A 17575-nucleotide genomic window follows, 5' to 3' on the forward strand; every position below is an offset into this window, starting at 1 on the left:
CGGGCTTGCCCCGCGAAAAACCTTAAGCCGCTACCCCCGCATCAGCGGTCAACCCCGCCTCCTCGATCGCACTGATCGCGCACTGCTCATCGATATCCGACGTATCGCCACTGATACCGATCGCCCCCAACACCACGCCCTGCTGATTACGAATCAGCACGCCACCCGGCGCCGGCACCACCGGGCTTTGCCCCAGGCCATTGAGCGCGGCGAAAAACGCCGGGCGCTGCTGTGCGTCCAGCGCCAGCAGGCGCGAGCCCTTGCCCAGCGCAATCGCGCCCCAGGCTTTGCCCATCGCCACTTGCGGGCGTAGCAGGCTGGCGCCGTCTTCACGTTGCAAGGCCAGCAAGTGGCCGCCGTTGTCGAGCACCGCCACGGTCAAAGGTGCGGCGGAGATCTTGCGACCCGCAGCCAGCGCGGCGTTCACCAGGCTGACAGCGACTTTCAGGGTCAATGCGTTCATGGAAAGGTCCTCTTGTTGTTAGAAGCCCTGAGGGCAGGTGTGAAAGCAATAGAACAAATAGAACACAATGGCGAATTTTTTTGTATACAATATTTCGAGAGCGATAAACCAATTCTGACGAAATGCCTTTTTTATGGCCTTCCCGACGAAAGCACCCATCGCCGATGAAAATGGATTGACCAGAGTCGCCTGGCGTGAATACACTCTGACGAAAAGCCATTTGTATACAATTACAAAATCAAAGAGGCACAAAACCATGAGCAAAATGAGAGCAATTGATGCAGCCGTTCTGGTGATGCGCCGCGAAGGTGTTGAAACCGCGTTTGGTATCCCGGGTGCTGCAATCAACCCGCTGTACTCGGCCCTGAAGAAAGTTGGCGGTATCGATCACGTCCTCGCTCGTCACGTTGAAGGCGCCTCGCACATGGCCGAGGGCTACACCCGCACCAAGGCCGGCAACATCGGCGTGTGCATCGGCACCTCCGGCCCTGCCGGCACTGACATGGTCACCGGCCTGTACAGCGCCTCTGCCGACTCGATCCCAATTCTGTGCATCACCGGCCAGGCGCCGCGTGCCCGTATGCACAAAGAAGATTTCCAGGCCGTTGACATCACCAGCATCGTCAAGCCTGTCACCAAGTGGGCAACCACCGTTCTCGAACCAGGCCAAGTGCCGTACGCGTTCCAGAAAGCCTTCTACGAAATGCGCTCCGGCCGTCCAGGCCCTGTGCTGATCGACCTGCCGTTCGACGTGCAGATGGCCGAAATCGAATTCGACATCGACGCCTACCAGCCGCTGCCAGTACAAAAGCCAGCTGCTAACCGCGTACAGGTCGAGAAGGCCCTGGCCATGCTCGACACCGCCGAGCGTCCACTGTTGGTTGCTGGTGGCGGCATCATCAACGCTGACGCCTGCGACAAACTGGTCGAATTCGCTGAACTGACCGGCATTCCAGTGATCCCGACCCTGATGGGCTGGGGCATCATCCCTGACGATCACCCGCTGATGGTCGGTATGGTCGGCCTGCAGACCTCGCACCGCTACGGCAACGCGACCATGCTCAAGTCTGACGTGGTTCTGGGTATCGGTAACCGTTGGGCCAACCGTCACACCGGTTCGGTTGATGTCTACACCGAAGGCCGCCGTTTCATTCACGTCGATATCGAACCGACCCAGATTGGCCGGGTATTCACCCCTGACCTGGGTATCGTTTCCGACGCTGGTGCCGCACTGGACGTGTTCCTGGAAGTGGCCCGCGAGTGGAAAGCCGCTGGCAAGCTCAAGGATCGCAGCGCCTGGCTGGAAGACTGCCAACAGCGCAAGTCCAGCCTGCAGCGCAAGACCCACTTCGACAACGTGCCGGTCAAGCCACAGCGCGTGTACCAGGAAATGAACCAGGTGTTCGGCAAAGACACCTGCTACGTCAGCACCATCGGTCTGTCGCAAATCGCCGGTGCCCAGTTCCTCCACGTGTACAAGCCACGTCACTGGATCAACTGCGGTCAGGCCGGCCCACTGGGCTGGACCATCCCTGCTGCACTGGGCGTGGTAAAAGCCGACCCAACTCGCAAGGTTGTTGCGCTGTCGGGCGACTATGACTTCCAGTTCATGATCGAAGAACTGGCGGTAGGTGCGCAGTTCAACCTGCCGTACGTTCACGTACTGGTGAACAACTCCTACCTGGGTCTGATCCGTCAGGCGCAGCGTGGCTTCGAGATGGACTACTGCGTGCAGCTGGCGTTCGAAAACGTCAACGCGCCAGAGCTCAATGGTTATGGTGTCGATCACGTCGCCGTGGTTGAAGGTCTGGGCTGTAAGGCCCTGCGTGTTACCGAGCCTGACGAAATCGCCCCGGCCCTGCTCAAAGCGCAAAAACTGGCTGAAGAGTTCAAGGTTCCGGTGGTGGTCGAGGTTATCCTCGAGCGCGTGACCAACATTTCCATGGGTACTGAAATCAACGCGGTCAACGAATTCGAAGACCTGGCCCTGGTCGGCAACGACGCGCCAACCGCGATTTCCCTGCTCGACTGAACGTAGCAAAGGCCCTGTTGCGATAGGCGCAGGGCCCACTTTTGCAAGGAGACAACCATGCCACGCTTTGCCGCTAACCTGTCCATGCTGTTCACCGAGCAGGACTTCCTCGCCCGTTTCAAGGCTGCAGCCGATGCTGGCTTCAGCGGTGTCGAATACCTGTTCCCGTACGATTTCAGCTCGGCTGAGATCAAGCAGCAGCTCGATGCCCACGGCCTGACCCAGGTGCTGTTCAACCTGCCAGCCGGTGACTGGGCCAAAGGTGATCGCGGCATCGCGTGCGATCCGGCCCGTGTCGAGCAGTTCCGCGCCGGTGTCGACCTGGCCATTGCCTACGCTCAGGTACTGGGCAACACCCAGGTCAACTGCCTGGCCGGTATCCGCCCACAAGGCCCGGATTGCGCCACCGTGCGCAAGACCTTCGTCGACAACCTCAAGTACGCCGCCGACAAGCTGCAGGCTGCCGGGATCAAGCTGGTCATGGAAATGATCAACACCCGTGACATCCCGGGCTTCTACCTGAACACCACCCAGCAAGCCCTGGACATTCAGGCCGAAGTGGGCAGCGACAACCTGTTCCTGCAATACGACATCTACCACATGCAAATCATGGAGGGCGACCTGGCCCGCACCATGGAAGGCAACCTGGCCAAGATCAACCACATCCAGCTGGCCGACAACCCGGGCCGCAACGAGCCGGGTACCGGTGAAATCAACTACCGCTTCCTCTTCGAACACCTGGACCGCATCGGTTACCAGGGCTGGGTGGGCTGTGAATACAAGCCGCTGACCACCACCGAAGCAGGCCTGGGCTGGTTGAAAAGCCACAACGCAATCTGAATTCTCGGTAGGAGCGGGCTTGCCCCGCGATGCGATAGTGACTTCAACACCGCTATCGCGGGGCAAGCCCGCTCCTACAGGTCACCCCATCAAACAATTACAAGAGGCAATTCTCATGGCTAAAATCGGATTTATCGGCACTGGCATCATGGGCCTCCCAATGGCCTCGAACCTGCAGAAAGCAGGTCACAGCCTGTTTGTCTCCACCCATCACGACGCAGCACCCGCCGACCTGATCGCTGCCGGTGGCGTGGCCCTGGCCAACCCGAAAGAAGTGGCCCAGGAAGCTGAGTTCATCATCGTCATGGTGCCCGACACCCCACAGGTTGAAAGCGTGCTGTTCGGCCAGAACGGCGTTGCCGAAGGCGTTGGCCCGAACAAAGTCGTCATCGACATGAGCTCGATTTCGCCAACCGCGACCAAAGCCTTCGCCGAGAAAATCAAAGCCACCGGCGCCGCCTACCTGGACGCCCCGGTATCGGGCGGTGAAGTCGGCGCCAAAGCCGCAACCCTGAGCATCATGGTCGGTGGTTGCCCGAAAGCGTTCGAACGCGCACTGCCGCTGTTCCAGGCCATGGGCAAGAACATCACCCGCGTCGGTGGTAACGGCGACGGCCAGACCGCCAAGGTTGCCAACCAGATCATCGTTGCCCTGAACATTCAGGCAGTTGCCGAAGCCCTGCTGTTCGCCGCCAAGAACGGCGCTGATCCTGCCAAGGTGCGTGAAGCACTGATGGGCGGCTTCGCCTCCTCGAAGATCCTCGAAGTGCACGGCGAGCGCATGATCAAAGGCACCTTCGATCCAGGCTTCCGCATCAGCCTGCACCAGAAAGACCTGAACCTGGCCCTGCAAGGCGCCAAGGAACTGAACATCAACCTGCCCAACACCGCCAACGCCCAGCAAGTGTTCAGCACCTGCGCGGCCATCGGTGGCGCCAACTGGGACCACTCGGCACTGATCAAAGGCCTGGAACACATGGCCAACTTCTCGATCCGCGGGGACGAGTAAGCCGCACGCGGCACGTTTCGAGCGCTAAGAACAAGCAGATCGCGCATCGATCTACCTGGTCTTGAAGCTCAAAACTTGAAGCTTGCCGCTACAAAGAGCACCACCCGCCTCTGGGTCGGCCTGCACGGAGGCAGATCCAGGGGCGTTTTCGATTCTGCAGAATAATAAGATTGGAGCCTGACATGTCGCTCGATCCGCAACACTTTCTGCGCGAGCTGTTCGCCACGGCGATCGACGCCGCGCACCCTCGCCAGGTGCTTGAAGCACACCTGCCCAGCGACCGCAGCGGTCGCGTTATCGTCATTGGCGCCGGTAAAGCCGCAGCGGCCATGGCTGAAGTGGTTGAACGCAGTTGGCAAGGCCCAGTTTCCGGCCTGGTGGTGACCCGCTACGGTCACGGCGCCAGTTGCTCGAAGATTGAAGTGGTCGAAGCCGCCCACCCGGTACCTGACGCCGCAGGCCTGGCCGTGGCCAAGCGCGTGCTGGAGATGGTCAGCAACCTCAGCGAAGACGACCGCGTAATTTTCCTGCTGTCTGGCGGCGGCTCTGCCCTGCTGGCACTGCCGGCCGAAGGCCTGACCCTGGCCGACAAGCAACAGATCAACAAGGCGCTGCTCAAGTCTGGCGCCACCATCGGCGAGATGAACTGCGTACGCAAGCACCTCTCGGCGATCAAGGGTGGCCGTTTGGCCAAGGCCTGCTGGCCTGCCACGGTGTACACCTATGCGATTTCCGATGTACCGGGCGACCTGGCCACGGTCATCGCCTCGGGCCCGACCGTGGCCGACCCGAGCACCTCGGCTGAAGCCCTAGCGATTCTCAAGCGCTACAACATCGAAGCGCCTGCAGCCGTCACCGCCTGGCTGAACAATCCGGCCTCGGAAACGGTCAAGGCCGATGATCCGGCGCTGGCACGCAGCCACTTCCAGTTGATCGCCCGCCCACAGCAATCGCTGGAAGCGGCCGCGGTCAAAGCCCGCCAGGCCGGCTTCAGCCCGCTGATTCTCGGCGACCTGGAAGGCGAGTCGCGGGAAGTGGCGAAAGTCCATGCCGGTATCACCCGCCAGATCGTCCTGCACGGTCAGCCACTGTCGCCGCCCTGCGTGATTCTGTCCGGCGGGGAAACCACGGTCACCGTACGCGGCAATGGCCGTGGCGGGCGCAACGCCGAGTTCCTGCTGAGCCTGACCGAAAGCCTCAAGGGCCTGCCGGGCGTATACGCCCTGGCCGGTGACACCGATGGCATCGACGGCTCGGAAGACAACGCTGGCGCGCTGATGACCCCAGACAGCTATGCCCGCGCCGAGGCCCTGGGCCTATCGGCCAGCGATGAACTGGACAACAACAATGGCTACGGCTATTTCGCCGCGCTCGATGCCTTGATCGTTACTGAGCCAACGCGCACCAACGTCAACGACTTCCGCGCCATTCTGATCCTTGAGAGTGCCAAACCATGACGCCTGATAAAAAAGTCAAAATCCTCGCGACCCTGGGCCCTGCCATCAACGGCATCGACGACATCCGCCAACTGGTCGAGTCTGGCGTCAACATCTTTCGCCTCAACTTCAGCCACGGCGAACACCAGGACCACGCCCTGCGCTACCAGTGGATTCGTGAAGTAGAGAGCCAGCTGAACTATCCGCTGGGCATCCTCATGGACCTGCAAGGGCCGAAACTGCGTGTTGGCCGTTTCGCTGAAGGCAAGGTGCAACTGCAACGCGGTCAGGCCCTGCGCCTGGACCTGGACAGCACCCCCGGCACCGCCGAGCGGGTCAACCTGCCGCACCCGGAAATCATCGCTGCGCTGGAACCCGGCATGGATTTGCTGCTCGATGACGGCAAGCTGCGCCTGCGCGTTACCGCCAAGCACAGCGATGCGATCGAGACTGAAGTGCTCAACGGCGGCGAGCTGTCTGACCGCAAGGGCGTCAACGTCCCGCAAGCGGTGCTCGACCTCAGCCCGCTGACCGCCAAGGACCGCCGCGACCTGACCTTCGGCCTGGAACTGGGGGTCGACTGGGTTGCCCTGTCGTTCGTTCAGCGCCCGGAAGATATCGTTGAAGCACGTCAACTGATCGGCGATCGCGCCTACCTGATGGCCAAGATCGAGAAGCCTTCGGCAGTCACCCAACTGCGCGCCATCGCCGAATTGAGCGACGCGATCATGGTGGCCCGTGGTGACCTCGGTGTGGAAGTGCCGGCCGAGAGCGTGCCGCAGATCCAGAAGAGCATCATCAATACCTGCCGCGAGTTGGGCAAACCGGTGGTGGTTGCCACGCAGATGCTCGAATCGATGCGCTTCTCCCCCGCCCCTACCCGCGCTGAAGTCACCGACGTGGCCAATGCCGTGGCTGAAGGCGCCGATGCAGTGATGCTCTCGGCGGAAACCGCCTCGGGTGATTACCCGCTCGAAGCCGTGCAGATGATGAGCAAGATCATCCGTCAGGTCGAGAATGGCCCGGACTACCAGGCACAACTGGACGTTGGCCGGCCAAAAGCCGAAGCCACGGTGTCGGATGCGATCAGCTGTGCGATCCGTCGAATCAGCGGCATTCTGCCGGTGGCGGTGCTGGTCAATTACAGCGAGTCGGGTGCTTCTACCCTGCGTGCGGCCCGCGAACGGCCACGGGCGCCGATCCTCAACCTGACCCCGAACCTGGCCACCGCGCGTCGCCTGAGCGTCGCCTGGGGCGTGCACTCGGTGGTTAATGATCGCCTGCGTCAGGTCGATGAAATCTGCTCGACGGCGCTGGAAATTGCCCAGGCACAAGGCATGGCCAGCCGCGGCGACACCCTGTTGATCACTGCCGGTGTGCCTTTTGGCAAGCCGGGATCGACTAATACGCTGCGGATCGAGACGTTGATTTGATGTAAAAACATCGCGGGGCAAGCCCGCTCCCACAGGTTTTCCAACAACCCTGTGGGAGCGGGCTTGCCCCGCGATAGAATCACCCGAAATTCCACGTGGGAAAACCCGGCCCGACAGAGGCTGCCCCACTCCACATCAACCCAGACTGCCCCCATGTACACCAAGAATTTCGTCAACCCGTGCCCCGACTGGGCCACGGCCTTGCTCAATGGCTTCAGCCAGGTCCTGCTGCAGCGCAGCCCGCTGTGTGGGCTGTTGTGCCTGCTGGCCATCACCCTGACCGCACCCGACCTGGTTGGCGGCGCCCTGCTCGGCGCCCTCGCCGGCCTGCTCACTGCCCAGCGTCGCGGCTACAACCGCACCGATCGCCAAGCCGGCCTGTACAGTTACAACGGTGTGTTGATCGGCCTGCTGCTCAGCTATGCACTGCCCTGGTCGGCGATCCTGCCGCCGCTGATCATCGCCGCCGGTGGCCTGAGCAGCATGCTCGTGCACCAGTGGCTCAAACGCGCCAGCTCCAACCTGTTGCTGCCGGCCTACACCGCGCCGTTCGTGCTGATCGGCTGGGCTGTGCTGCTGGTCAGCCAACCGAGCGCCAGCGCCGCCACGGCCGTAGAGCCCAATGCGCTCTATGCCCTGGTTCGTGGCCTGGGCCAGATCTTTTTGCTGGATAACCCGCTGGCTGGCCTGCTGATCGCCATCGGCCTGCTGATCGCCAACCGCTATGCCGCCGCCTGGGCCCTGCTCGGCGCTGCATTGGGCGGCAGCGTTGCCCTGCTCGGTGGTGAAGCCAGCGCCGCGTATGCCGGCCTCTACGGTTTCAACGCCGCCCTGGCAGCATTGGCCTTCAGCCAGACCCGCAAGCAACCCTGGCTGCCGCTGCTGGCGATGCTCCTGGCCATCGTGCTGCAACCTGTGGTCGCGCAGTTGCCGGTGCCCGGCCTGACCGCGCCGTTCATCCTCGCCTGCTGGCTGGTACTGATCGGCCAGCGCCTGAGCCGCCAGCCCCTGGCCCGTCGTGCCAGCCGCTTGCATAGCTGAGACGCTGCCCCTAGGCTCAGCTCCATTGTGCAATGGAGTTGAGCATGGACACCCCTTCGAGCTGGCGCGAGCGGCTCTACATCATCGTTTTTCAAACCGATACCGTCGCTGGCCGACGCTTCGACAGCATCCTGTTGCTGATCATTCTCGCCAGCCTGATCACCGTGGTGCTCGACAGTATCGACGAGGTTCACCAGAACTACGCCGGCCTGCTGGCCATGATCGAATGGGGCTTTACCGCGATCTTTCTGGCCGAGTACCTGACGCGCCTGTACTGCTCACCCAAACCCTTGCGCTATGCCTTCAGCTTCTACGGCCTGGTCGATCTGCTGGCGATCGTGCCGGGGATCATTGCCTTGTATTACAGCGACGCCCAGTACCTGCTGATCATCCGCGTAATCCGAATGCTGCGGATCTTTCGCGTGCTCAAACTCAGCCCTTACCTCAAACAGGCGCATTACCTGCTGTCGGCACTGCAGGGCAGCAAGCAGAAAATCATCGTGTTTCTGCTCAGTGTCTCGACCCTGGTCACGGTGTTCGGCACCTTGATGTACGTAGTCGAAGGCCCCGAGCATGGTTTCACCAGCATTCCCAAAGGCATCTACTGGGCCATCGTGACCCTGACCACGGTCGGCTTTGGCGACATCGTGCCCAAGACACCGCTCGGCCAGGTGATTTCCTCACTGGTGATGATCACCGGTTATTCGATCATTGCCGTACCAACCGGGATCTTCACCGCAGAACTGGCCAATGCCATGCGCGGTGAACAGCTCCAACACGACTGCCCGGTGTGCCGCAAAGGTCACCATGAACACGGTGCCGCGTTCTGCTCACGTTGCGGTAACGCGTTATTCAAGAAAATGGAATAAGCAAAGTACTTTTTAATCTTTTAGCGCCTAAGGCCGAACCGCTATAGTCGATGGCATAATGCCTTTAACGCCAATTCGAACAAGGAATGCGCAGTGAAAAAACTCTTTAGTGCCTCGCTTCTGGCTGCCGGCCTCGCTCTGGGCTCATTGGCCCAGGCCGCCCCTGCCCCGCTGCTGAACGTCTCTTATGACGTGATGCGCGACTTCTACAAAGACTACAACGCCGCCTTCCAGAAACACTGGGAAGCCGAGCACAAAGAGAAAATCACCGTACAGATGTCGTTTGGCGGTTCGAGCAAGCAAGCGCGCTCGGTGATCGATGGCCTGCCGGCTGACGTCATTACCATGAACATGGCCACCGACATCAACGCCCTGGCCGACAACGGCAAACTGGTACCCGAGAATTGGGTTACGCGCCTGCCGAACAACAGCGCACCGTTCACCTCGGCCACCGTGTTCATCGTCCGCAAGGGCAACCCAAAAGCCCTGAAAGACTGGCCTGATCTGCTCAAAGACGGCGTCCAGGTCATCGTACCGAACCCGAAAACCTCCGGTAACGGCCGCTACACCTACCTGTCGGCCTGGGGCTATGTGCTCAAGAACGGCGGCGATGAAAACAAGGCCAAGGAATTTGTCGGCAAGCTGTTCAAGCAAGCGCCGGTACTCGATACCGGTGGCCGCGCCGCCACCACCACCTTCATGACCAACCAGATTGGCGATGTGCTGGTGACCTTCGAGAACGAAGCCGAAATGATCGCCCGTGAGTTCGGTCGTGATCAGTTCGAAGTCATCTACCCGACGGTTTCCGCCGAAGCCGAGCCACCGGTAAGCGTGGTCGACAAAGTCGTCGACAAAAAAGGCAGCCGTGCCACCGCAGAGGCCTACCTGAAGTACCTGTGGTCGCCAGAGGCCCAGGAAATTGCTGCCAACAACTACCTGCGTCCACGTGACCCAGCGGTGCTGGCCAAGTACACCGACCGTTTCCCGAAAGTCGATTTCCTCTCGGTGGAAAAAACCTTTGGTGACTGGCGCACCGTGCAGAAGACTCACTTCAACGACGGTGGTGTGTTTGACCAGATTTACACCGGGCAGTAAGTAGTCGCTGATCGCGGGGCAAGCCCGCTCCAGTAGGAGCGGGCTTGCCCCGCGATCGTTCCCCCCGCTAACCCGATCATTGGCTACCCTTTCCGTCATCCACGGTTCAAGGAGTATCCAGTGACCCGATCCCTCGTCGCCCTGCTGCTTGGCTGCCTGCTGAGTCTTCAGCTGGCCAGCGCCGCCGGCCTGGTGCCCACCAGCACCAAACCAGCCGAACCGGCAGAACCCGTGGTTCAAGGCGGTCTGCTCGGCGCAATTGCCGATGGCCTGGACAATGTCAGTGAAGAACTGAATGTCGATAATCACCTGGTCGACAACTGGCGCCTGCGCGCTAACCGCGCCGCCGACGAGGTCGATGAGCTGGTCACCCACCATTCCGGGCTCAGCCCTCTGGAACTGTGGCGCGATTTCGCCCTGCTGACCATCACCTGGCTGCTGGCTTTCGCCGCCCTCACCAACCTCGGCCGTCTGCTGGCACGCACCTGCAACCGCGCGCGTCTGCTGCGCGAGCGCGCACGGCCACAGCAGGTGATCAAATACCTGCTGTCTTACACTCTGCCGGCGCTGCTGAGCCTGATCGTCACCCTCTACGTCAGCCATTTCCTTGCGTTCTCGGCAGGTCGCGCGCTGGGCATGAGCCTGGCCTACGCCACCAGCAGCGGCATTTTTTCCACCTCGATCATTCTCTGCTTGATCACCCTGTTCGACGCCGGGCACAAGCGCACGGCGGTACGCATCATTCGCCAGGTGGCGCCACGCCCATTGTTTCTGATCGGCTTTCTGGCAGCCTGGAGCGATGCCCTGACCAGCCCGCAAATCGCCCGCTTTCTGGGTGGCAATATCACCACCAGCGTCGCTGCCGTGACTGGCCTGCTGGCCACCCTGGCGTTTGCCGCGTTGGTGCTCAAACTGCGCCGGCCAGTGGCGCACCTGATCCGTAACCGTGCCCTGCACGACCGCTTGCAACACCATGCCTTGCAAGAAACCCTGCGGATATTCTCGGTGCTGTGGTTTCTGCCGATCCTGATGATGATCCTAGTCTCGGCGGTGAACCTGATCGGCGCCGGTGAAGAGAGTCAGCGCGCACTGCAAAAGGCCTTGCTGACTTCGATACTGCTGATCGGCACGGTGTTTATCAGTACCGTGCTGCAACGCATGTTCAAGCACCAGAACGAAGAGGATGCCAGGGCCCGCCTGCGCCCCTACAAGGAGTTGTTGCGCAACCTCGCCCACGCCCTGCTGCGCATCGCCATTGCGGTGATTTTCATTGAACTGCTGGGGCGCATCTGGGGTTTTTCCGTGCTCGATTTCGCCCTGCGCAACAGCCTCGGCCGGGCCATCAGCGACTCGTTGAGCAGCATCGGCCTGATCCTGCTGGTCACCTGGCTGCTGTGGGTGGTGATCGACACCGCCATTCAGGAAGCACTCAAGCCCACGGTCGGGCGCCGCGCCGCCCGCCAGCCCAGCACGCGGGTGCGCACCATCCTGCCGATGCTGCGTAACGCGATAAAAATCGTGCTGGTGGTGATCTGCACCATCACCACCATGGCCAACCTGGGTATCAACGTCGCGCCGTTCCTGGCCGGTGCCGGGGTGGTTGGCCTGGCCATCGGCTTCGGCTCCCAGCAACTGGTGCAAGATGTTATTACCGGGCTGTTCATCCTCATCGAAGACACCATTGCCATCGGCGATTGGGTCGTGCTCGACTCCGGTCACGCCGGCACGGTCGAAAGCCTGACCATCCGCACCCTGCGCCTGCGTGACGGCAAAGGCTTCGTGCACTCGGTGCCGTTCGGCCAGATCAAGGCCGTCACCAACCAGTCGAGACAGTTCGCCTACGCGTTCTTTTCCGTGCAGTTCAGCTATGAAACCGACGTTGACAGTGCCTTGCGCCTGATCCGTGAAGTCGGCCACTCGATCAGTGAAGACCCGATGCTGCGCCACAGCCTGCAAGGCCCTCTGCAGGTGTTTGGCGTCGATAGCATGAACCTCAACGGCATCACCCTCACCGCGCAGTTTCGCACCACCTCTGGCGGGCAGTACGCGGTCAACCGGGCCTTCAATGAACGCCTGAAGAAGCGCGTGGACCAAACCGATGATGTCAGCTTCGCCCAGTACAACCCACCGCCCGCACGTTTGCCTGACGGACACGCCTGATATGCCTTTCTAGCCTTTGGCCATCAATGATAGAGTCGCGTCCATGAACCCATCCCCCGCCAACCGCCCGCTGATTGCCTGGACTCTGTATTTCTGTGTCCTGTTCAATCTGTTCGCCTGCGGTATCGGTCATGGGCAGATGATGGGCCTGCAGCTCAACGGTGTCGGCGGTGCCTACTGCTCGGCGATGGGCAGCGCCGGGCCGACGCTGAAAAGTGATTTCAGCGACCAGTCCGTCTCCGGCTGGGACAGCATGCAAACCTGCCCGGTGTGCGCCGCTGCCGTGGTGTGCCTGGGCCTGGCGCTGGTCATCGGCTGGCTGCTGGCTGCCACCCGCACTCGGCGTTATCACCGCGAACTGCGCAGCAAGGCCCCGCCACGCTATTGCTGGCCCGCTGCCAACCCCCGCGCCTCCCCGCTTCTGGCTTGATCCCTGCGGCAGCCTGTCCGGCTGCCGGTAACCGGCCATTTAGCTGCACCTGCCCGTCAGGTGTCGCTGGCCGCTGGCTCAATTTCCAGAGTACCTTTGATGCCTTACACCTATCGCCTTTCCGGTTGCGCGGCGCTGCTGTGCGCGTTGTCCTTTCAAGCCTCGGCCGAAGCGCCGTTGACCCTGCCTGACCTGCGCATCAGCGAGCGCGCAGAAAGCGACGAAGGCGTGCTGCTCGACACGCCGTCGCAAACCGGTTCACGCCTCGGCCTGACCCCACGGGAAACCCCCGCTTCGGTGACGGTCGTCAACCGCCAGCAGATCGAACAACGCGGCGCACAAACCACCCAGGACATGCTCAACGGCGTGCCCGGCATGACCGCCGCCTCACCGCCCGGTTCGGCAGGTTCGGTGGCCTACCGTGGCTTCTCCGGTGCGCAGATCACCCAGTTGTTCAACGGCATCAGCGTGCAGTACGACGCGATTGCCGCACGGCCGGTAGACAGCTGGATCTACGACCGCGTCGAAGCCATCGGCGGGCCTTCGAGCTTTCTGTTCGGCGCCGGTGCAGTGGGGGGCTCGATCAACTACATCACCAAGCTGGCCAGCCGCGACGAAAGCTTCAACGAAGGCCGCATCAAGTACGGCTCTTACGACAGCAGCGAAACCTCGTTTGGCTTCAATCACGCCCTCAACGACGGCGATGGCATACGCAACTACGCGCGCCTGGACTTCAGCCACACCCACAGCAATGGTTACGTCGACCGTGAAGAGCGCGATGCCTGGAGTGTGGCCTTCTCGCTGCTGACCGACATCAACGACCAGCTGTCGCATACCCTGGCCCTGGAATACCAGAACGAAAGCGTCGACAGCCCGTACTGGGGCAGCCCGGTGCTCAACCCGCTGGGCGGCGAAATGAAGGTCGACGAGAGCCGGCGCTTTGAAAACTACAACGTCGAAGATGGTCGCTACGAGCAACGCGTACGCTGGCTGCGTTCGATCACCGAGTACCGCTTCAACAGCGACACCTCGCTGCGCAACACCCTCTACCACTACAACACCGAGCGTAACTTCCGTAACCTCGAAACCTACACCTACAACGCCGACAACAGCCAGGTCATCCGCTCCAACGCACTGTTGCAGCGCCATGATCAGGAGCTCAACGGCAACCGCCTGGAACTGCTGCATCAAGGCACACTCTTTGGGATGAACAGCCAATGGTCGAGCGGCCTGGACTACAGCCACAACGTGCAGATGAACTACCCGCGCTCGGTCAGTGGGCCGTTCGGCAGCGTTGACCCGGCAAACTTCGACCCCGGGCACTTCTACGACCTCGATGGCATGGTGCCGGGCTACCAGAAAAACCGTCAGAACACCGTCGATACCTGGGCGGCGTTCGTGGAGAACCGCCTGCAACTGACCGAGCGCCTGTCGCTGCTGAGTGGCCTGCGCTACGACCACATCGACCTGCAGGTGCACAACTACCGGGCGGTCAACGCCAACAACCCACTGGACTTCAAACGCAACTACGAGCCCACCACCGGGCGTATCGGTCTGGTTTACGAGCTCACCCCAGCGGCCAACGTCTACGTGCAGTACAGCACCGCCGCCGATCCGCCCGCCGGTATCCTCACCACCGCCACCTTTGCCCAGCTGCGCGACTTTGACCTGAGCACTGGCAAACAGGTCGAGGTGGGCAGCAAGTTCAGCTTCCTTGACGGTCGCGGCGCCGCCACCGTGGCGGCTTACCATATCGAACGGAAAAACCTGGCCACCGCCGACCCGAACAACCCCGGCTTCACCCAGCCGGTGGGCAAACAATCGTCACACGGCGTGGAGCTGGCGGCATCACTGCGCGTCACCCCGCAACTGCTGGCCGAAGGTAACTTCGCCTACGTCGATGCCCAGTACGACGAATTCAACGAAAACGTCGGCGGCACCAGCGTCTCGCGCAAGGGCAACACACCCACCAACATCCCGGAACGGGTGGCTAATTTCTGGCTGACCTACGACATCGACCCCAACTGGCAGGTGGGCGCCGACAGCCGTTACGTGTCGTCGGTGTATGCCGATGCCGCCAACACCCGCCATGCGCCGTCCTACACGGTGTTCGGCGCGTTTGCCGGCTACAAGGTGGATCGCGACACCACCATCAGCGCCCGGGTGCGCAACCTGACCGACGAGGTATACGCCCGCTGGACCAGCGCCAGCATGCTCTACCTCGGCGCGCCGCGCACCCTGGAGCTGGCTGTGCAGACGCGCTTCTAGGACACCTTTGATGAAACGCTACCTGTACTTGTGGCACCGCTGGCTGGGCATTGGCCTGTGCCTGTTCATGGCGCTGTGGTTTTTCTCCGGCGTGGTCATGCTGTATGTCGGCTATCCCAAGCTGACACCCCGTGAACACCTGGCGCACCTGCCTGCACTCGATCTGCAGGACTGCTGCATCGACCTCGGCACCGCCTTGCACAGCGCCAACAGCGAACGGGCGCCGCTCAGCATCCGCCTCACCACGGTAGCCGGGGCGCCACGCTACCTGTTCAGCTATCCCGGCCGCAGCACGGTGGCCGTCGATGCGCGCAGCGGTGAGCGCCTGACCGGTATCGGGGAGGATCAGGCGCTGGCGGCTGCCCGCCAGTACCAGCCGATGGTTTCCGCGCACTACCGTGGCAGCGTGCAGGAAGACCTCTGGAGCCATTCCCGCGCCCTGGATGCCGAGCGCCCGTTGCACCGCGTGCAACTGGCCGACGCCGAACGCACGCTGTTGTACATCTCCGGGCAAACCGGCGAGGTGGTGCGTGATGCCAGCGCCCTGGAACGTGGCTGGAACCTGGTCGGCGCCTGGCTGCACTGGCTGTACCCGCTGCGCGGCATCGGCCTGGATGGTCTGTGGAGCAACCTGGTGATCTACCTGTCGCTGGCGGCTACCGTCATGGCCGTACTGGGAGCCGTGATCGGGGTGTTGCGCTGGCGCTTCACGGCGCCCTACCGCAGTGGTTCGCGCTCGCCCTATCGCGGCTTTGCCCGCTGGCACCACATCGGCGGCTTGCTGTTTGGGGTGCTGGCGATCACCTGGATCTTCAGTGGCCTGATGTCGATGAACCCCTGGCGGCTATTCAGCAGCGCCGCGCCACTGGAGACATCGGCGTATCAAGGGGGACCGCTGCAGGCCCAGGCGTTTCCGCTGTCCGCGAAGCAAGCGCTGGCGAAGTTTGCCGATAGCGGCCTGGATGCACGGGAGCTGGAATGGCGACTGATTGGCGGCGAAGGCTATCTCATCGGTCATGACCGCAGCGGCCGCACCCGCGTGTTGTCGATGGCCGATGGACAAGTGCATACGCAATTGCCGCAGGAGATGCTGGAGCGCGCCGCGCAGGCCGTATGGCCACAAGGACACATGCGCACCGAGCGGTTACAGGCTTACGACTTCTACTACTACGCCAGGGCCGAACAGAGCATGCTCGGCCACCTGGACAAGCGCTTGCCGGTGTTGCGCGTGCGCTTTGATGATCCGAACGCCACCTGGCTACATCTGGACCTGTACACCGGTGAAGTGCTGGGCACACTGGATCAGCCCAAACGTGTCTCACGCTGGTTGTTTTCGCTGCTGCACAGCTGGGACTGGTTGCCCCTACTGCAACGGCGGCCGTTGTGGGATGCATGGATGATCGGGCTGAGTGTCGGCGGCTTGGTACTCAGCGTCAGCGCTGTAGTACTGGGCTGGCGCCGCTTGCGCAAATAACCTGTAGGAGCGGGCTTGCCCCGCGATCGCGATGTATCAGACACACCGCGATCGCAGGTCAAGCCCGCGCCTACCGAAACACCAGCGCCTTGAGGCCACCTTCAGGATCGCTGTCAGGAAACTCCGGCGGATTGGCCAGGCGCTCGACAAAGGCCAGATCCGGCGCTTCTTCAGCCATGCCTTCAATCAGAAAGTCCGGGCCGATGGCCGGATCATTGACACAGGCCAGCACCGTCCCGCCCAGGGTCAACAACTCCGGCAAACGCCGCAGAATTTTGCGGTAGTCCTGGGTCAACACGAAGCTGCCCTTCTGGAAAGTCGGCGGATCGATAATGATCAGATCATAGGGGCCGGACTTACGCACCTTGCCCCACGACTTGAACAACTCATGGCCCAGAAAACTCACACGCCCCAGATCGTGACCGTTGAGGCGATGGTTGTCGCGCCCGCGGCTCAAGGCCGAACGTGCCATGTCGAGGTTGACCACCTGCTCGGCCCCCCCGGCAATCGCCGCCACGGAAAACCCGCAGGTGTAGGCGAACAGGTTCAGCACGCGCTTGCCCGCCGCCTGCTCACGGACCCAACGCCGCCCGTAACGCATGTCGAGGAACAAACCGGTGTTCTGCTTCAGGCCCAGATCCAGCTGATAGCGCAAGCCGTCTTCATCGATCAACCAGTGCTCGCTGGGCTCGCCGAGCAACCACTGCCCGGGGCTGTCGGGCAGATAGCGATGCTGAATCAAGATTGCCTGCCCACTCCAGCAAGACGCCTGCGCCAGCGCCAGGAGCATCTGCTCCAGCTCAGCGAGCTGGCCGCTTGGAGGCTCGCGAAACAACGATACCAGCAGCACCCCTTGCAACCAGTCCACGGTGATTTGCTCAAGCCCCGCCCAGCAACGGCCGCGGCCATGAAACAGGCGGCGGGTTTCGGCGGGTGCCGGGTCAAGCGACGCACGCAGGTGCTGGGCAAGGGTGTCGATTACAGAAGTCATGGGCCGGTTCAATCAGGGAAAGCCGACTATTGTA

At 61.8% G+C, this 17575-nt stretch carries 14 protein-coding genes; 12 read left to right on the top strand and 2 right to left on the bottom strand.

The window, feature by feature from the left end; all coding sequences use genetic code 11:
- Positions 1-22: 22 nt before the first annotated feature.
- Positions 23-463, bottom strand: a complete 441-nt coding sequence (locus ACP6KB_RS19270) for a GlcG/HbpS family heme-binding protein (protein WP_442108899.1) — start codon at positions 461-463, stop codon at positions 23-25.
- A 256-nt stretch (positions 464-719) separates the two neighbouring features.
- Between ACP6KB_RS19270 and gcl the strand changes: the two genes are divergently transcribed.
- From gcl to ACP6KB_RS19330, 12 genes are all read left to right on the top strand, one after another.
- Complete coding sequence (gene gcl, locus ACP6KB_RS19275) at positions 720-2495, top strand: glyoxylate carboligase (RefSeq protein ID WP_442108900.1); 1776 nt, start codon at positions 720-722, stop codon at positions 2493-2495.
- Between the two features lie 57 nt (positions 2496-2552).
- Entirely contained in the window at positions 2553-3335 is a 783-nt protein-coding gene (hyi, locus tag ACP6KB_RS19280; RefSeq protein WP_442108901.1) for a hydroxypyruvate isomerase, read from the top strand.
- A 115-nt stretch (positions 3336-3450) separates the two neighbouring features.
- Complete coding sequence (locus ACP6KB_RS19285; protein WP_442108902.1) at positions 3451-4344, top strand: 2-hydroxy-3-oxopropionate reductase; 894 nt, start codon at positions 3451-3453, stop codon at positions 4342-4344.
- Between the two features lie 182 nt (positions 4345-4526).
- On the top strand, positions 4527-5801 hold the full coding sequence (locus tag ACP6KB_RS19290) for a glycerate kinase type-2 family protein (RefSeq protein WP_442108903.1): 1275 nt from the start codon (positions 4527-4529) through the stop codon (positions 5799-5801).
- A complete protein-coding gene (pyk, locus tag ACP6KB_RS19295) occupies positions 5798-7213 on the top strand; it encodes a pyruvate kinase (protein WP_442108904.1) in 1416 nt (471 codons plus the stop codon). Before ACP6KB_RS19290 ends, pyk begins: the two co-directional genes overlap by 4 nt.
- Before the next feature lie 153 nt (positions 7214-7366).
- Positions 7367-8254 (top strand): urea transporter, encoded by an 888-nt coding sequence (locus tag ACP6KB_RS19300; RefSeq protein ID WP_442108905.1) that lies wholly within the window; start codon positions 7367-7369, stop codon positions 8252-8254.
- A gap of 44 nt (positions 8255-8298) precedes the next feature.
- Positions 8299-9123, top strand: a complete 825-nt coding sequence (locus ACP6KB_RS19305; RefSeq protein WP_442108906.1) for an ion transporter — start codon at positions 8299-8301, stop codon at positions 9121-9123.
- 93 nt (positions 9124-9216) lie between these two features.
- Positions 9217-10218, top strand: a complete 1002-nt coding sequence (locus ACP6KB_RS19310) for a sulfate ABC transporter substrate-binding protein (RefSeq protein WP_442108907.1) — start codon at positions 9217-9219, stop codon at positions 10216-10218.
- A gap of 120 nt (positions 10219-10338) precedes the next feature.
- Entirely contained in the window at positions 10339-12378 is a 2040-nt protein-coding gene (locus ACP6KB_RS19315; RefSeq protein WP_442108908.1) for a mechanosensitive ion channel family protein, read from the top strand.
- Positions 12379-12421: 43 nt separating this feature from the next.
- On the top strand, positions 12422-12808 hold the full coding sequence (locus ACP6KB_RS19320; RefSeq protein WP_442108909.1) for a DUF2946 domain-containing protein: 387 nt from the start codon (positions 12422-12424) through the stop codon (positions 12806-12808).
- A 99-nt stretch (positions 12809-12907) separates the two neighbouring features.
- Positions 12908-15076: a TonB-dependent receptor gene (locus ACP6KB_RS19325; RefSeq protein WP_442108910.1), complete on the top strand. Its 2169-nt coding sequence runs from the start codon at positions 12908-12910 to the stop codon at positions 15074-15076.
- 10 nt (positions 15077-15086) lie between these two features.
- A complete protein-coding gene (locus ACP6KB_RS19330) occupies positions 15087-16550 on the top strand; it encodes a PepSY domain-containing protein (protein WP_442108911.1) in 1464 nt (487 codons plus the stop codon).
- A gap of 70 nt (positions 16551-16620) precedes the next feature.
- Here the strand turns inward: ACP6KB_RS19330 and ACP6KB_RS19335 are convergent, their stop codons facing one another.
- Positions 16621-17541 (bottom strand): class I SAM-dependent methyltransferase, encoded by a 921-nt coding sequence (locus tag ACP6KB_RS19335; RefSeq protein ID WP_442108912.1) that lies wholly within the window; start codon positions 17539-17541, stop codon positions 16621-16623.
- Positions 17542-17575: the final 34 nt, after the last annotated feature.

Source organism: Pseudomonas sp. NUPR-001 (assembly GCF_052147955.1).
In the GTDB taxonomy this organism is placed as follows: Bacteria; Pseudomonadota; Gammaproteobacteria; order Pseudomonadales; family Pseudomonadaceae; genus Aquipseudomonas.

Coding starts and splice junctions, on each gene's coding strand:
- ACP6KB_RS19270 (WP_442108899.1), bottom strand. CDS start 463: ATGAACGCATTGACCCTGAAAGTCGCTGTCAGCCTGGTGAACGCCGCG.
- gcl (WP_442108900.1), top strand. CDS start 720: ATGAGCAAAATGAGAGCAATTGATGCAGCCGTTCTGGTGATGCGCCGC.
- hyi (WP_442108901.1), top strand. CDS start 2,553: ATGCCACGCTTTGCCGCTAACCTGTCCATGCTGTTCACCGAGCAGGAC.
- ACP6KB_RS19285 (WP_442108902.1), top strand. CDS start 3,451: ATGGCTAAAATCGGATTTATCGGCACTGGCATCATGGGCCTCCCAATG.
- ACP6KB_RS19290 (WP_442108903.1), top strand. CDS start 4,527: ATGTCGCTCGATCCGCAACACTTTCTGCGCGAGCTGTTCGCCACGGCG.
- pyk (WP_442108904.1), top strand. CDS start 5,798: ATGACGCCTGATAAAAAAGTCAAAATCCTCGCGACCCTGGGCCCTGCC.
- ACP6KB_RS19300 (WP_442108905.1), top strand. CDS start 7,367: ATGTACACCAAGAATTTCGTCAACCCGTGCCCCGACTGGGCCACGGCC.
- ACP6KB_RS19305 (WP_442108906.1), top strand. CDS start 8,299: ATGGACACCCCTTCGAGCTGGCGCGAGCGGCTCTACATCATCGTTTTT.
- ACP6KB_RS19320 (WP_442108909.1), top strand. CDS start 12,422: ATGAACCCATCCCCCGCCAACCGCCCGCTGATTGCCTGGACTCTGTAT.
- ACP6KB_RS19325 (WP_442108910.1), top strand. CDS start 12,908: ATGCCTTACACCTATCGCCTTTCCGGTTGCGCGGCGCTGCTGTGCGCG.
- ACP6KB_RS19330 (WP_442108911.1), top strand. CDS start 15,087: ATGAAACGCTACCTGTACTTGTGGCACCGCTGGCTGGGCATTGGCCTG.
- ACP6KB_RS19335 (WP_442108912.1), bottom strand. CDS start 17,541: ATGACTTCTGTAATCGACACCCTTGCCCAGCACCTGCGTGCGTCGCTT.